Genomic DNA, 15,457 nt, shown 5'->3' on the forward strand with positions numbered 1-15,457 from the left:
TTGAATAAGTATCTTATAACATCACGAGAGTTTTATACAGATACTCCATCAATATTTTGTAATATTTTGCATGAACAGTTTACTCAACATCTGCCCGACTATGCTTTGTATAGAGATAAATCAAACCCAAATTACGATATTCAAGCTGCTCATTTTGTAGAAGTTTGCTCACAATTTGATAACATCAAAAGTTTTATACATCAAGATGTATCTTTGGCAAAAGAGTTAAATGCCGTTGGCGTTCATTTAACATCTAAGCAGTTTGAGGAAATACAACATGCCAAAAGTCTAGGACTTCAAGTTATAATCAGCACACACACCCACCAAGAGGTTTCAAGAGCGCAGATGCTTGGCGCGGACGCTGTAACATACAGCCCAATCTTTTTTTCACCAGGAAAAGGCGAGCCCAAAGGAATAGAAGATTTAAAAGAACTCTTAAGTAAAACTAACATAAAAGTTTTTGCTCTTGGCGGAGTAGTAGAAGAGTCTCATGTAAAAATGCTAGAAGAAACGGAAGTGCATGGATTTGCTTCTATCAGGTACTTTTACTAAGCTAATATAGACATTCTTAAAGATATCAACAGCTTTTAACTAATTGTATTTATTTTAATTTGTTATTAACAAGTAATTAATTATAATTAATCAAATTAAATTAAAAGGGTTGAAATGTCTGTTTTAAAAACTTTTAGAGCACAGCTTATAGCTATGGCGGTTATATCTTTGATTTCATTTTTAATTTTAGGTCTTTTCTCATACAGCTCATCTAAAGAGACAAAAGAGTTATTTGAACTAAAAAATGAAGTTAAAAATATTCAAAACAGTGTGCTAGAATTGCGTAGAAATGAGAAAGATTTTTTGGCTAGAAAGAACCTTAAATATCAAAAAGAGTTTCAAAAGAATTTTCAAAAACTTTTGGCATCGGTTGATAAAGTTTCAGTTGGATTTGAAAAATACAGCATTAATGGAAATAAAGTTGGAGCTTTAAAAGATGTTTTACTTGAATATTCCAAAGAGTTTAATGAAATCATCACTATTCAAAAAGAGATAGGTCTTAACTCAAAAGACGGGCTTTACGGCTCACTAAGAAACAGTGTGCATAACTTGGAAGATTTGTTAAAAAAGGATTCAAACTATAAACTTCAAGTAGATATGCTTATGTTGCGTCGTGGAGAAAAAGATTTTATGCTTAGAAAAAATCTTAAATATTTAGATAAATTTAACAAATCAATTGATAGCTTTTTAAATAATGCAAAAAAAGCAAAACTTTCTGATTATGATAAAACGGTATCTCTTTTAAACGATTATAAAAAAGATTTTTATAATTTTGTAGAGGGATACAAAAAGATAGGTTTAACCCCTAAAGATGGTGCTTTAGGAAAAATGAGAGATACTATTCATACAACGGATTTGGCACTCAAAGAACTTATCGAAAATGTTAATGGTGTTATAGATGAAAGAGAGTTGCAAATAAAGAGTTTCAATATTACTATATTTTTTATATTGCTATTTATTATTGCTTCTTTTACATATTTTGTGTCAAAAAAGATAAACAAAGGGATTAAAAGTATTTCCGATGAGATTATTAAGATTGCAAAAAACAAAGATTTATCATCTCATATTCCAATTAGCGGCGAAGATGAACTTAGTATATTGGCAAAAGATTTAAACTCTATGTTTATGGAGCTTAGAAATGTAATAGAAGATGCCAAAACAAGTTCTGCCGAAAATGCATCTATATCCAATGAACTATCTACAACCTCTATGCAAGTAGGGTTAAATGTTGAATCATCAGTTAAGATAATATCTGATGCAACATATAAAACATCAGTAATATCAGATGAGATAATTCAAGCTGTTGAAGATGCAAAAAAAAGCAAAGATGAGATGCTTGAAGCAAATAGTTTGTTAAACACTGCAAGAGATGAAGTCGTCTATTTGACTTCAAAGGTTCAAAGCGGTACAGAATCTGAGATGGAACTTGCTATGAATATAGAAAATCTGACAAAAGATATGGATCAGGTAAAAGATGTACTAAATATAATATCTGACATAGCAGAACAAACAAATCTCTTAGCACTTAATGCTGCTATTGAAGCCGCTCGTGCCGGAGAACACGGAAGAGGTTTCGCTGTTGTTGCTGATGAAGTTAGAAAACTTGCAGAGAGAACGCAAAAAACATTAGTAGAGATAAACGCAACTATAAGTGTAATTGTTCAGTCAACAAACTCTGCAAGTAAGCAGATGAATTTTAACTCAAAACAGATGGATGAGTTAGTGCAAATCTCAAATGAAGTTGAAAACAAAATCAAAGCAACAGTAAGTATTGTAAATAATGCGACAGATTCAAGTGATAAAACCGTAGATGACTTTGAAAGAACAAGAGTAAGTATTGTAGCAATTTCTGAGCAAATTGGTGAGATAAACTCTATATCATCAAAGAATTCAAGAAGTGTAGAAGAGATAGCATCAGCATCAGAGCATTTAAACAGTCTCACATCATCACTTGCGGGAAAACTTGAGCAGTTTAGGACATAAGCACAGTATAAATCTTGTAGCAAACTCTCTTATTTATGATAGAATTTCACTTAAATAGGAGAATGTATTGAGAAATCAACCAAAATATAATTTTTTTAAAAACACAAGCTATGCTTTAAATGGACTCAAAGATATGATTCAAAATGAGTCTTCTTTTAAAATAGAGTTGATTATTGCAATTGTTTTAATTCCTGTTATTATTTTTCTTGATACAACGCTGGTAAATAAAGCTTTGATGTTTATTTCATTGATGCTTATGCTTATTGCGGAGACTGTTAATAGTGCAATAGAGAGAGTGGTTGACTTAGTCACGCTAGAGCATCATGAGATGGCTGGACGCGCTAAAGATGTAGGAAGTTCGATAGTGTTTTTGAGCATAGTTGTTTTTGTTGTAACTTGGGCAATTGTCATACTCGATATAGTAAATTAAAAAATTATTTTAAAAGTTTTCCAGCTAAGTAACCGCTGGCAAAACTCCATTGGAGATTGTATCCTCCACATGGACCGTCAAGGTTCATAACTTCTCCGCAAAAATATAGTCCGTCAACAATCTTGCTCTGCATAGTTTTTGGATTTATCTCTTTTAAGTTTATTCCGCCTCTAGTAATCATTGCCATTTTAAAGCCGTCGTGTCCCGTGACAGTAAGCGGTGTCCAAGCTAAAAGCGAGATGAGTTTTGCCTTTTTTGCACCAGCAATTTTAGAGTAGATTTCTTTGGGATTTATCTCTGCCAAGTTTAGTATTTCTATAGAGAGAGGCTCAGGAAGCAGGGTGCAAACATGTTTTAAAGTTTCTACATGTGGATTCTTCGCAGCTTCATTTTTCAAGTGTTTACTCAACTGCTCTTCGTTCATACCTTTTGTGAGATTTAAAAGTATTGGAACTTCACTATATTTTGAAAGCAGAGGCGTAATCTCTCTGGCAAAGTCTAAAACAACAGGACCCCTGATACCGCTTTTTGTAAAAATCAAATCTCCATTTGCCCTGAGCTTTGCATGCTTTTTAATATCTACTTTCATCTCAACTTTAGCAATAGTATCAGCACGGCAGTTCTTGACCCACTCTTCTTTTGTACGAAGAGGCATCATTGCAGGGCTTAACTCTGTGACTTTATGACCCAAATCTTTTGCCATATCGTATCCATCACCCTCAGCACCTAAAGCAGGGTAACCAAGACCTCCAGTTGCAACTATGACATTTGATGCGCCAAATGTATTATTTTGCGTTTTAAGGCCATTTAAGTGATTGTCAGAGTGCAGTATCTGTTCAACTTTTTGTGAGCATATTACTTCTACATGTAGGTTTTTCATTTCGTTCTCTAAAGCAGAGATTATAGTAGATGAACTGTGAGAAGTGGGAAAGACTCTAAAGCCGTCAGGAGCATGTGTATCAACTCCAATTTTAGAGAAAAAATCTACCAAAGCCTTATGGTCAAGTTCTGCAAGCGCATCTTGCATAAAGCGTCCGTCACGACCAAATTTGGCCATAAAGTCTTCGTTTGAGAGAGTATTTGTAAGGTTACAGCGACCTCCGCCCGTAGCTTTGAGTTTTGCGCCGATTTGTGAGAGTTTTTCTAGAAGAAGTACACTTTTTTTCTCTCTAGCTGCCGTTATTGCAGCCATCATACCTGCAGCACCGCCGCCAATAACGATAAGGTCATACTCTTTTTTTAAATTCATATGATATTTTAGTATAATTACCATTATTTTATAGGTTGGATATGCAAACACTTTTTGGTGATAGAGAAAAATGTTATAACTGCTACAGACCCAAAAGTTCTTGTATGTGCAGCCATGTACATAAAATTGATACAAATACAAAATTTATTGTACTTATGCACCCAAAAGAGTTTAAGAAAGTAAAAAACGGTACAGGCCATTTAACTCACCTCTCTTTAAACAATTCAAAACTATTTGTCGGAGTAGATTTTACAAACCATAAAGAGATAAATGAGATTATTTCTACATGTCAAAGTTATATTCTTTATCCCTCAAAAGATGCCACAAATATTAGTAATCAAAATCTACATGTCACTAGTGATACAAAAAAAGAGAGGGCTATATTTATTATTGACTCTACCTGGTCATGTTCAGTCAAGATGCTTAGAGACTCTAAAAACCTGCAAGATTTAAAACATATCAGCTTTGAAAACACAACTCTATCAGAGTTTAAGATAAAAGAACAGCCCCAAGATTATTATTTGTCTACAATAGAGTCTACATTGAGAGTTTTAGAACTTTTAAACAAGCAAAATATTGAGAAATTAGATACAAATAACTTATCTAAGTTTTTAAACCCTTTTCATAAAATGATAGAGTATCAGATAAAGTGTATAGAGAATCCGCTTAGTAATGCCGTCAGATATAAACATAAAAAAATATTATAAATAACCACACTGCTGATTAAGCAAGTGCAACTCTAAAGCATTTACTTTAGAGAAGTTACTCAGGAAATAAAACTGAGCCAAGCCTAATCATATTGGACCCGCACTCAATAGCTAACTCAAAATCACCACTCATTCCCATAGAACATATGGTTGCACCTTCAAGCTCTTTATAGATATCATAAGTTGTCTCAAAACTCTTTTTAATAACAGCTCTCTCATCGCTGTGTGCACCGATACTCATAACACCTTTTAGGTTGATGTTTGGACACTCTTTTTGAATCTGCTCATATATTTCTTTTGCAACTTCTGGCATCACTCCATGTTTAGATTCCTCTTTTGCAGAGTTTATTTGAAGTAGAGCATCCAGAGTCATATCTCTTGCCTTTAGCTTCTTTTGTAACTCCATTGCCAACTCCATTGAGTCAAGAGCATGAAATAGAGTAGGGTCTATATCAAGCAGGTTGTTTATCTTGTTCTTTTGCAGGTTTCCTACAAAGTGCCATTCAAGAGGCAACTCTTCAAGTTCTGCAGATTTTGCTTTTAAGTCTTGAACTTTATTTTCTCCAAAGGCTCTTTGTCCTATGTTGTACAGTTTTTCTATCTCTTTAGCTGTTGAGTACTTGCTAATTGCAACAATCTTGACTATGTGATATCCGCTGACTCTGACTCTTGCAAACTCAACTCTTCTTATTACATCATCTATGTAAATTTTGTATTCTTCTTGGTTCATTTTTACCCCATCAATCTATTAATATCGTTATAAACACCTAATCCCATAAGTGAAAAAAGTATGACCCACCCGGCAATAGTAAGCTTAATCATAATCGCTTCACTTACTTCTCTTTTAAATAGTAGCTCATAAAGGTTAAACATAATATGTCCACCGTCAAGAGCGGGTATCGGAAGTAGGTTTAATACTCCTAAGTTTACCGAGATAAGTGCCGCAAAAAACAAAACACTCATCCAGCCTGCATCAGTTGCATCAGATGTTAGTTTTACTATGGATATAACTCCGCCTAATTCTTTTGCAGGAACTTCACCGACTATCAGTTTTTTAAGTCCGGTAAATATCATAGTTGAAGCAAAAATAGTCTGCTGGGTTGCATAAGAGAGAGTCTCACTTGGAGTTAGTTCAAGCTTGTGTGAAACTCCGGCACTTCCAATCCCAATCATCTTTTTTTGAATCACTTCATTGAACATATTTGTTGTCTCAGTTATGGCAGGAGTAAGTACTATGTGCTCAATAAATCCAGCTCTTTGAATTTCTAAATCTAGTGAGCCGTTAGACATTTCTATTATCTCAGCCATCTCTTTCCAAGTGCTAATAGCTACACCGTTGATTGAACGAATTGTGTCATCTGTTTTTAGTCCAGCGACAAAGGCAGGTGAATCTTTAACAACTTTACCGATAACAGGAGATAAAATGTTTGGACCGCCAAGAGCAATGATAAAGTAGAGTACAAATGCTAAAACAAAGTTTGCAATCGGACCTGCTAAAAGTATGAAAATCTTTTGAAGAGGAGTCTTTACATTGTAGCTGTCTTCATCATAGCTTTTTTTTGTCGGGTCGGTGTCATCTTGTCCCTTCATCTTTACATATCCGCCAAGAGGGATGAGCGCTATCTTCCACTCAGTTCCCCATTTGTAAAACGAAGCAATCTTTCTACCAAAACCTATGCTAAAAACCTGAACATTCACACCCATCAAGCGAGCTGCATAGTAGTGACCTAGTTCATGAAAAAATATAAGTGCTGAGAGGACTAAAAGTGATACTAAAAAACTCATTAATTTTTACCTTTTAAAGATGCTTTTCTAAATCCATACAGGTATTCAAAACCTGAGTAGAGAGTAAGAGCTACCGCAAACCACAGAAGCTCCGTGCCGTAAGGCCAATGCATAAGTAAAAATCCTATTGCAAACATTTGCGCTACTGTTTTTACTTTTCCAGCCCATGAGGCTTGTACACTTATGCCTTCGCTGACTGCAACAGTACGAATCCCTGTTATAAAAAGCTCACGAATAATAATGATATAAATCGCCCATGCACTTGCTTCTCCAATCATCATAAGACCTAAAAATGCAGCGATGATTAACATTTTATCTGCAAGCGGGTCGATGATAGCACCAAGCATGGTCATTTGATTCCACTCTCTTGCTATATAACCGTCAAAAAAATCCGTAACACTTGCCAAAACAAAAAGAAGTGAAGCAAAGTAGTAGTTCCAAGTAATGTCATAACCTGCATCTGTAAAGTAATCAGGATTTAAAATAATCCAAAACATAATAGGAGCTAAAAGTATGCGTAGTGATGCCAATGCGTTTGGAAGATTTAGCAAATATATCCTTATTTTAATATTGTGACATTTTAGCTTTTTGGCTCTTAATATAGGCTTGAAAATTATCTATAAATTTATTTGTACCTTGACATTATATTTGTAACTTAGATACTATAAATATTACTTAAACAACCTATATAAGAGAAAAAATGGATTTAAAAAAAATAGAAGATAAAATCTTATCTCTATCGCCTTTCGTTAAAGAAATAGTTGTAGTTATTTATGATAATCATCCTTTTGCCGTTATGCACCCAGATTTTAAAGCACTAAAGTCTGCAAAAATAATAAATATACAAGAAGAGCTTCGCTGGTACGCAGTTGAGCTATATAATATGAAAGTAGATGAAGATGAAAAAGTACGCGGTTATCTTATCTCAAAAGAGCCTCTTGTAAAAACAGACTCAGGTGAGATAGATTTAAGTGCCATAAATGAGTTGATAAAAAACAAAAAAGTTTACACTAAAGAAGAGAGTCATGAGCCTGATGATGAGTTATACGAAGCTATTAAAGAGCATCTTAAAAACTATACAGACTCACATATATCTATATCTTCACATTTAGAGCTAGACCTTGGACTGGACTCGCTTGATTATGTGGAACTATTTGCTTTTCTTGAAGAGAGTTTTGATGTACATGTAGATGAAGTTATATTCTCAAATATTATGAAGCTAGAGGATCTTTATGAGTATGTAAAAAAGCATCATAAAAAATTTGAACCAACACAAGTAGAGTGGAAGGATATTTTAAATAAAAACGCCAATCATCAGCTGATTTATTCGCCATATATCATGTATGCATATAAAACTCTTCTTTTACCCTTGTTTAAACTCTATTTTCGTCTTGAGATAAAAGCAAAAGAGAATATTCCTGCAACGACATGTATATTTGCACCATCACACCAGAGTATGCTAGACGGTTTTATATTGGAGGCTTCTCTTCCGTATAAGATTTTAAAAAGAACATTCTTTTTAGCTTTTAAGCAAGTGTTTGGAACATGGCTGCTTGAGCCTGTTTCGAGAAATGGTCAAAGTATTTTGATTGATGCAAATATTAACCTGAAAAACTCTATGCAGCTTGTAGCTCAACCTTTAAAAGAGGGGAGTAATGTTGTGGTTTTTCCTGAAGGAGCTAGAACCAGAGATAGAGAACTCTTGGAATTTAGACCATTTTTTGCAATGCTATCTAAAGAGTATAATGTCCCGGTTGTTCCAGTAGTTATAGACGGTGGTTTTGAGGCACTAAGAACCGGTACAATCATTCCAAAACCAAAAAAAATTAAACTAACTTTTTTAGAACCAATCTATCCAGATGACTTAAGTATTGATGAGATCATGCACCTAACAAGAGAAGCTATAGCTAATGAGATGAAAAGAAATCCTGTTCTAATCTAGTGAGCTTCGTACTTCAGCAGCTATCTTTTTCTCATCTACAAAATACAGTAGTATTGCCCCTAATACAAAAAATATAGCTACCGAAGCAATAGCAACACGAGAGCTCTCACTGATAAGCGCAACCATTGCTACTAAAAGAGGTCCTAGTATTGCAGCAAATTTTCCTAAAAAATTATAAAAGGCGAAAAATTCAGCAGAGTGGTGCAGCGGAATCATCTTTGAGTAGTATGAGCGGCTTAGTGCCTGAATACCGCCTTGAACAAGTGCTATAATAACTGCAAGTATATAAAACTCATACTCTTGAGTCATTGTAGCTGACCAGAGAGTAACAAAAAAGTATACTCCAATAGCGAGGTAAATTGCTTTTTTTGTATCCCAAAATTCAGCAAGTTTGGCAAATAAAAGTGTGGCAGGAAAACCGACAAACTGCACAATAAGCAGTGAAAGAATAAGAGTGTCGGTACCAAAGCCAAGAGCCATCCCGTAATCTACTGCCATACGGATTATGGTATCAACACCATCGATATACAGCCAGTAAGCTATTAAAAATAGCAGCAGACCTTTAAGACTTTTTACTTTAGAAAAAGTATTTTTAAGTCTAAGGTATCCCTGCATTATCAGTGGCGTAGTATCTGTGTTTTCATTTTTCTTTTCATGAACAAACAGCATCAGAGGGAGTGAAAATATAAACCACCAGAGAGCTACAGTGATAAACGAAGCCTTTATCGCTTGTGCTTCATTCTCAAAACCAAATAGTGTGAAATCTTGTAACATCCATACATTTAATCCAAATAAAATACCTCCGCCAAGATATCCAAGAGCAAAACCTAGCCCTGAGACAAAATCTACATTTTTGTCATTTGATACAGAGGGCAAAAGTCCATCATAGAATGTATTTGAGCCCATAAAACCGATATTGCCAAGCACATATATAAAGGCTGCAATTTCCCACTCTCCCTTGCCAACAAAGACTAGTGCAGCAGCCATTAAAATGCCAAGATAAGCAAATAAAAACAGAAACCTTTTTTTAAGTGAAGCAGAATCGGCAATTGCCCCAAGTAGTGGAGCAATAAGTACAATGACAAAACTTGAAATTGAGTTAGCAATACCAAGTTGTGCGGTACTAACCGTTGCATCAACATCCGCACTGTAATAAGCTTTAAAAAACAGAGGAAAAAAACCTGCCATAACAGTAGTTGCGTAAGCTGAATTTGCCCAGTCGTACAGAGCCCATGAGTAAACACTTTTTTTATTATTATTCATCGGGCAATTTTACCACAAAAGCATAGAATAAATGGTAGAATAGAGGATGAATTTTTTAAAACTTTTTAATCGTATTGGTTTAATCGCCGCTCATAGAGGGGCTAACTCTATAGCTCCTGAAAATACTTTAACAGCTTTAAAAAAAAGTATAGGGTATTGTGACTTTATCGAAATTGATGTGCAGTTGAGCAAAGACTTTGTGCCAATAATTATGCATGATGATACATTGCAACGCACTTCTAATGTGCAAGAGATAGAGGCTTTTAAGTCTCGTAAACCTTATTTAGTCCATGATTTTACATTTGAAGAATTATCTACTCTTGATTATGGAAGTTGGTTTAACAAAAAGCATGAACCACTACTAACATTGAATGATGCACTTGAATTTATAAAAGATAAGCATCTTTATATGAATGTTGAGATTAAAGATATGCACAACTCATTTAGCGATGAAACAGTAGTCTCAACTGTGCTTAAAAAGATAGTAGATAAAGATTTGCAAAATCAAGTTTTAATCTCATCATTTAGACATGAGTATCTACTAATGATTAAAGAAAAAGCACCAAATATAGCAACAGCAGCTTTAGTAGAAGATGAGCATCCAAATGAGCTTATAGAGTATTTAAAAAGACTACATGTAGATGCTTACAATCTTAATGATGAACTGGTGGATGAAAAAATACTTGCAAAGCTTAAAAAGGTAGGTTTTTTTGTAAATGTATATACCGTAAATGATGCGGTTCGAGCAAAAGAACTTTTTGATATGGGTGTAAATGGAATCTTTACAGATTTTTTATAAATAACTTTCTGATATTTAAAGGAGTTAAAATGATTTCCAATAATGATCTTGTTAATCACCTTGTAAATACCGGAGCACTACGCTCTCGTAATATAACAGATGCTTTTGTACATGTAGATAGAGTAGATTTTGTCTTTGACCCGACAGCTCCGGATGTATATGCCGATTATCCCTTGCAAATCGGAAATGGACAGACCATTTCTCAGCCAACAACCGTAGCCATGATGTTGGAGATGCTCTCTCCTCGTATGGGAGATAAAATTCTAGATATTGGAAGCGGTTCTGGCTGGACAACGGCACTTCTGAGTTTTATAGTTGGAGATAGCGGCTCTGTAACAGGAGTGGAAAGAGTTTCTTATCTTGTAGAATTTGGAAGCAGAAATCTCCAAAAATATAAATTCAAAAATTCAAAAATCATTCAAGCCACAGATGAGCTAGGAGTTCCTTCTGAAAGATTTGACCGCATTTTAGTATCTGCAGCGGCAGATGAGTTTCCAAAAGAGTTAACTAAACAGTTAAAAGTTGGTGGAAAACTTGTTATTCCTGTACGAAGCTCAATTTTTGAAGTTACAAAAAAAGACAACGGTGAACTGGAAGCCATTGAACATTATGGCTTTACATTTGTACCGTTGATTTATTAAAATCTACCTTTTAGTAATTATCAACATATATTAATTTTTTTAAATAAGCGTATTATATCAATAATATAGTACAATGTATTAACAAAAAAAAATACTGATTAATAATCTTTTTTAATCTTTGTGATTAATATGAGGGGTGTTGTATGATTTTAAAAGATAAATATATAATAAAAAAGTCAGAGTATGATGCTGTTATATTTGACCTTGACGGTGTTATAACTCAAACACAAAAAACACATGCAAAAGCGTGGAAAAGGGCGTTTGATGATTTTTTTAAAAAAAGAGCAAAGGGTAGCAGCTTCATACCTTTTGATATCTCCAAAGATTATTTTCTTTATGTGGATGGAAAGCCAAGAGATGAAGGGATAAAGAGCTTTCTCGCCTCAAGAGATATAGAGCTTCCGCAAATAAGAGGCGCTAATACAACAGATATTGATACTGTAGAATCTTTGGGAAATTTAAAAAATAATTATTTTTTAGAGTTTTTATCTGAGGGTATTCAAACTTATGAAAGTTCTATAGAACTACTTTTAAAATTAAACAACTTCGGCTTTTTGACTGCCGTAGTCTCTTCTAGTAAAAACTGTAGATTTATACTTCAATCTTCAGACTTAACTTCTCATTTTGATGCTATTGTTGATGGTCTGGATCTTCAAAATCTGGATTTTAAGGGTAAACCGGAACCTGATCTTTTTTTAGAGGCTCTTAAGAGAATCGATGTTGAGCCAAGTAGAGCGATTGTGATTGAAGATGCTATAGCCGGGGTCAAAGCAGGAAAAAAAGGTAATTTTGCAAAAGTTATCGGTGTTGACAGAAATAAACAATCAAGAGAGTTAAAAAAAGCCGGAGCTGATATTGTTGTTAAAGACTTAGATGAGATTGATATTGAAGCAAAAAGCACAGAACTTCCATCGGCTCTAAAATCATTTAAAAAAATAGAGAGTCAATTTAAAGATAAAGAGGTTGTGGTCTTTTTTGACTACGATGGAACTGTAACCCCAATCGTTTCTCATCCCAAAGATGCCAAACTAAGCCAAGCAATGAAAAACACGCTTATTAAACTCTCAAATCAATGTACCTTGGCTGTGATTAGCGGCAGAGGACTTAATGACATTAAAAGTTTGGTGGGTATTAAAGGTATCTACTATGCAGGCAGTCACGGGTACGAGATTGAAGGCCCAAGTATTAAGATGGAGTATGAAGGGGCTTTAAAGTTTGTTAAAACTTTTGATTTATTGGAGAGTAAACTTACAAAACTATTAGAAAATGTAGAGGGCGCATTAGTAGAGCGAAAAAAATTCAGCATCGCGCTTCACTATAGAAATGTATCTAAAGATGAAGCACACCTTGTAGAAAATGCAGCAGATGAAGCTATAAAAAAATATCCTAAACTTCGTAAAAGCTACGGTAAAAAAGTATATGAACTACAACCGGATTTAGAGTGGAACAAAGGCAAAGCCTTGGAGTGGCTTATGCAAAAACTTCATATACAAAATATGGGAAGTAAAGTCTTTTATATAGGTGATGATATTACCGATGAAGATGCTTTTAGTGCGATTAAAACTTATGGAATAGGAATACTTGTAGGAGACCAAGCAAGAAATACAGGTGCTCAATATAAACTACGCGATACGGACCAAACTTTACATTTTTTAAAGATACTATCTTCATCTTTGCAAAATGGTAACATCTGGTCTTTAACTTATGATAACTACGCACCAAAAGAGGAAAAGTTAAGAGAGGTGCTTTGTGCGCTGGGTAATGGTTACTTTGTGACTAGGTCATCATCAATAGAATCTAAAGCTGATGATATACACTATCCAGGGACTTATATGGCGGGAGGCTATAACAGACTTAAGTCGGTGATTGGCGGCAAAGAGATTAAAAATGAGGATCTTGTAAATTTTCCAAACTGGCTGAGATTAAAATTTAGGATAAAGGGCGGGACTTGGTTTGGTATAGATGAGACTACTATTATATCCTTTCGTCAAGAACTAGATATGCAAGAAGGAGTTCTGCATAAACTTATACATTTTAGTGATGCAAAAGGAAGAGAGACTAGACTTGTAGAGAGGCGATTTGTTCATATGGGCAATAAGCATATCGCTTCAATAGAGCTAACTATTATGCCGATTAATTGGGAAGGAAGTATTGAGATAGAATCCGCAATTGACGGCAATGTTAAAAACGAAGGGGTCAAACGCTACAGAGATTTAAGCAGTGAGCATCTTAAGTGTATAGAAAAAGAGCTCCAAAATGATGTAATCTTTTTAAAGATGGAGACGGTACAGTCTAATCATACTGTTTCTATGGCAGCAAAAACAAAATTCTTTGTAAATAGTGAACCTCTTGTTGTAAAAGCTAGATTGGTTGAAGAGGGTTCTTGTATTGCAAAGCGTTTTCTTATTGAGTCTATAAGCAGCGAAGATTATATACATGTAGAAAAAAGCATGTCGCTATATTCATCAAAAGATAAAGCTATATCAAACTGTTATCTTGAGGCACAACTTGCACTAGAAGATATACAAAGGTTTGAAAACTTGCTATATACACATAAGATTGCCTGGAAGCATTTATGGAATAATTTTGATATTGATTTAAATCTTAGAGATATTAAAAAATACTATTTTTTAAAGAGAGTATTGCATCTTTATACTTTTCATCTTCTGCAAACCGCTTCGGTTCATAGTATTGATATGGATGTAGGAATCCCGGCTAGAGGATGGCATGGAGAAGCTTACCGAGGTCATATTTTTTGGGATGAAATATTTATATTTCCTTTTTTTAACTACAGACTTCCACAAATAACGCGAAGCCTTATGCTTTACCGCTATAGAAGGCTTCCCGAAGCAAGGCGTGCAGCAAAAACATTAGGATATAAAGGTGCTATGTATCCGTGGCAAAGCGGAAGTAACGGCAAAGAAGAGACGCAGATAATGCATCTCAATCCGCAATCAAACAGATGGCTTCAAGATAATACTCATCTTCAACGCCATATCAATTCTGCTATTGTCTATAATATTTGGCAGTATTATCAAGTGAGCGGAGATAGCGAGTTTTTATCTTTTTACGGTGCAGAGATGATACTTGAAATTGCTAGATTTTGGTCTTGTATTGCCACATATAACAGTGCTGAAGACAGGTATGAGATTTTAAATATTATAGGACCCGATGAGTACCATGACGCTTATCCAAATAGTGAAACTCCGGGAGTCAATAATAATGCCTATACAAATATTATGGCTGTATTTGTTCTCAATAAGGCTGTACAACTTAAAAATATACTCTCACAAGCGAACTTCAGCGAATTATGTGAAAAACTAAACATAGAACAAACAGAGATTTTAAGATGGGAAGATATACGCAAGAAAATGAAAATACCCTTTCATGATGGCAATATAATTAGTCAGTTTGAGGGCTATGAAAACCTAAAAGAGCTTGATTGGGATGCTTATCGTAGTAAATACAGCAATATTCAACGATTAGACAGAATACTAGAAGCTGAGGGTGATAGTGCCAATGATTATAAAGTTTCAAAGCAGGCTGATGTGTTGATGCTCTTTTACCTTTTTTCAAACGAAGAATTAAAAGAGCTTTTTCATCAACTTGGTTACAGATTTTCTCAAGTCATGCACAAAAAAAATGTTAAATATTATCTACAAAGAACTTCAAGCGGATCTTCTTTAAGTCAAGTTGTTCATGCTTGGGTAAGTGCACAGGTGAACAGAAAAGAGTCGTGGAAATATTTTAATGAGGCTATGTTAACAGACATAGAAGATATTCAAGGCAATACAACGCCTGAAGGAGTGCATATAGGTTCTATGGCAGGTACGATAGACATTATTCAGAGGTGTTATACAGGTTTAGAAGCCAGAGATGATATCTTATATCTTAATCCTAGCCTTCCAAAGGAATTGCAAGATATAAAGCTTAAGCTCCACTATAGAGGTCAATGGCTCAATATTGACATATATCAGGATAAGATTATTATCATGGCTCAAACTTCGAATGCGAAGGAAATAAATATGAACATAAAAGGTGAGCTTTTTATGCTTGGATGCGGTGAGACTAAAGAGATAGACTATATAAATAAGTGAAAGGAAAAA

The 15,457-nt window shown here is 34.6% G+C and carries 13 protein-coding genes; 8 read left to right on the forward strand and 5 right to left on the reverse strand.

Annotated elements, in window-relative coordinates; translation table 11 throughout:
• The 3 genes from OQK60_RS01095 (at position 1) to OQK60_RS01105 (ending at position 2,965) form a co-directional block, all read left to right on the forward strand.
• Positions 1-552, forward strand: a complete 552-nt coding sequence (locus OQK60_RS01095; protein ID WP_297683222.1) for a thiamine phosphate synthase — start codon at positions 1-3, stop codon at positions 550-552.
• 114 nt (positions 553-666) lie between these two features.
• On the forward strand, positions 667-2,535 hold the full coding sequence (locus OQK60_RS01100) for a methyl-accepting chemotaxis protein (protein ID WP_297683224.1): 1,869 nt from the start codon (positions 667-669) through the stop codon (positions 2,533-2,535).
• Positions 2,536-2,602: 67 nt separating this feature from the next.
• Positions 2,603-2,965: a diacylglycerol kinase gene (locus OQK60_RS01105; protein WP_297683226.1), complete on the forward strand. Its 363-nt coding sequence runs from the start codon at positions 2,603-2,605 to the stop codon at positions 2,963-2,965.
• 4 nt (positions 2,966-2,969) lie between these two features.
• Here the strand turns inward: OQK60_RS01105 and OQK60_RS01110 are convergent, their stop codons facing one another.
• Positions 2,970-4,214 carry an NAD(P)/FAD-dependent oxidoreductase gene (locus OQK60_RS01110; protein ID WP_297683229.1) on the reverse strand — a complete coding sequence of 415 codons (1,245 nt, stop codon included), beginning with the start codon at positions 4,212-4,214 and terminating at the stop codon, positions 2,970-2,972.
• A 41-nt stretch (positions 4,215-4,255) separates the two neighbouring features.
• Here OQK60_RS01110 and OQK60_RS01115 point away from each other — a divergent pair, with 41 nt between their 5' ends.
• Complete coding sequence (locus tag OQK60_RS01115; protein WP_297683231.1) at positions 4,256-4,921, forward strand: tRNA-uridine aminocarboxypropyltransferase; 666 nt, start codon at positions 4,256-4,258, stop codon at positions 4,919-4,921.
• A 55-nt stretch (positions 4,922-4,976) separates the two neighbouring features.
• Here OQK60_RS01115 and OQK60_RS01120 read toward each other — a convergent pair whose 3' ends face one another.
• From OQK60_RS01120 to pgsA, 3 genes are read right to left on the reverse strand one after another with little or no spacing between them, the layout of a single operon-like run.
• Entirely contained in the window at positions 4,977-5,651 is a 675-nt protein-coding gene (locus OQK60_RS01120) for a YggS family pyridoxal phosphate-dependent enzyme (RefSeq protein WP_297683233.1), read from the reverse strand.
• Positions 5,652-5,653: 2 nt separating this feature from the next.
• On the reverse strand, positions 5,654-6,706 hold the full coding sequence (rseP, locus tag OQK60_RS01125; RefSeq protein WP_297683235.1) for an RIP metalloprotease RseP: 1,053 nt from the start codon (positions 6,704-6,706) through the stop codon (positions 5,654-5,656).
• Positions 6,706-7,257 (reverse strand): CDP-diacylglycerol--glycerol-3-phosphate 3-phosphatidyltransferase, encoded by a 552-nt coding sequence (gene pgsA / locus OQK60_RS01130; protein WP_297683237.1) that lies wholly within the window; start codon positions 7,255-7,257, stop codon positions 6,706-6,708. The genes rseP and pgsA overlap by 1 nt, the downstream gene beginning before the upstream one ends.
• Before the next feature lie 149 nt (positions 7,258-7,406).
• On the opposite strand from pgsA, the gene OQK60_RS01135 reads away from it, so the two are divergent.
• On the forward strand, positions 7,407-8,648 hold the full coding sequence (locus tag OQK60_RS01135; RefSeq protein ID WP_297683239.1) for a 1-acyl-sn-glycerol-3-phosphate acyltransferase: 1,242 nt from the start codon (positions 7,407-7,409) through the stop codon (positions 8,646-8,648).
• Here OQK60_RS01135 and OQK60_RS01140 read toward each other — a convergent pair.
• Entirely contained in the window at positions 8,640-9,911 is a 1,272-nt protein-coding gene (locus OQK60_RS01140; protein WP_297683241.1) for an MFS transporter, read from the reverse strand. The genes OQK60_RS01135 and OQK60_RS01140 overlap by 9 nt on opposite strands.
• 46 nt (positions 9,912-9,957) lie before the next feature.
• Between OQK60_RS01140 and OQK60_RS01145 the strand changes: the two genes are divergently transcribed.
• The 3 genes from OQK60_RS01145 to otsB all read left to right on the forward strand — a co-directional run bounded on the left by OQK60_RS01145 (position 9,958) and on the right by otsB (position 15,448).
• Positions 9,958-10,710 (forward strand): glycerophosphodiester phosphodiesterase family protein, encoded by a 753-nt coding sequence (locus OQK60_RS01145; protein WP_297683243.1) that lies wholly within the window; start codon positions 9,958-9,960, stop codon positions 10,708-10,710.
• 29 nt (positions 10,711-10,739) lie between these two features.
• A complete protein-coding gene (locus tag OQK60_RS01150) occupies positions 10,740-11,351 on the forward strand; it encodes a protein-L-isoaspartate O-methyltransferase (protein WP_297683245.1) in 612 nt (203 codons plus the stop codon).
• A gap of 143 nt (positions 11,352-11,494) precedes the next feature.
• Positions 11,495-15,448: a trehalose-phosphatase gene (otsB, locus tag OQK60_RS01155; protein WP_297683247.1), complete on the forward strand. Its 3,954-nt coding sequence runs from the start codon at positions 11,495-11,497 to the stop codon at positions 15,446-15,448.
• The last annotated feature ends 9 nt before the right edge of the window (positions 15,449-15,457 follow it).

It is taken from the genome of Sulfurimonas sp., assembly GCF_026196735.1.
Classification (GTDB): Bacteria; Campylobacterota; Campylobacteria; order Campylobacterales; family Sulfurimonadaceae; genus Sulfurimonas.

Coding starts and splice junctions, on each gene's coding strand:
- OQK60_RS01115 (WP_297683231.1), top strand. CDS start 4,256: ATGCAAACACTTTTTGGTGATAGAGAAAAATGTTATAACTGCTACAGA.
- OQK60_RS01145 (WP_297683243.1), top strand. CDS start 9,958: ATGAATTTTTTAAAACTTTTTAATCGTATTGGTTTAATCGCCGCTCAT.
- rseP (WP_297683235.1), bottom strand. CDS start 6,706: ATGAGTTTTTTAGTATCACTTTTAGTCCTCTCAGCACTTATATTTTTT.
- OQK60_RS01110 (WP_297683229.1), bottom strand. CDS start 4,214: ATGAATTTAAAAAAAGAGTATGACCTTATCGTTATTGGCGGCGGTGCT.
- OQK60_RS01140 (WP_297683241.1), bottom strand. CDS start 9,911: ATGAATAATAATAAAAAAAGTGTTTACTCATGGGCTCTGTACGACTGG.
- otsB (WP_297683247.1), top strand. CDS start 11,495: ATGATTTTAAAAGATAAATATATAATAAAAAAGTCAGAGTATGATGCT.
- OQK60_RS01150 (WP_297683245.1), top strand. CDS start 10,740: ATGATTTCCAATAATGATCTTGTTAATCACCTTGTAAATACCGGAGCA.
- OQK60_RS01135 (WP_297683239.1), top strand. CDS start 7,407: ATGGATTTAAAAAAAATAGAAGATAAAATCTTATCTCTATCGCCTTTC.
- OQK60_RS01100 (WP_297683224.1), top strand. CDS start 667: ATGTCTGTTTTAAAAACTTTTAGAGCACAGCTTATAGCTATGGCGGTT.
- OQK60_RS01120 (WP_297683233.1), bottom strand. CDS start 5,651: ATGAACCAAGAAGAATACAAAATTTACATAGATGATGTAATAAGAAGA.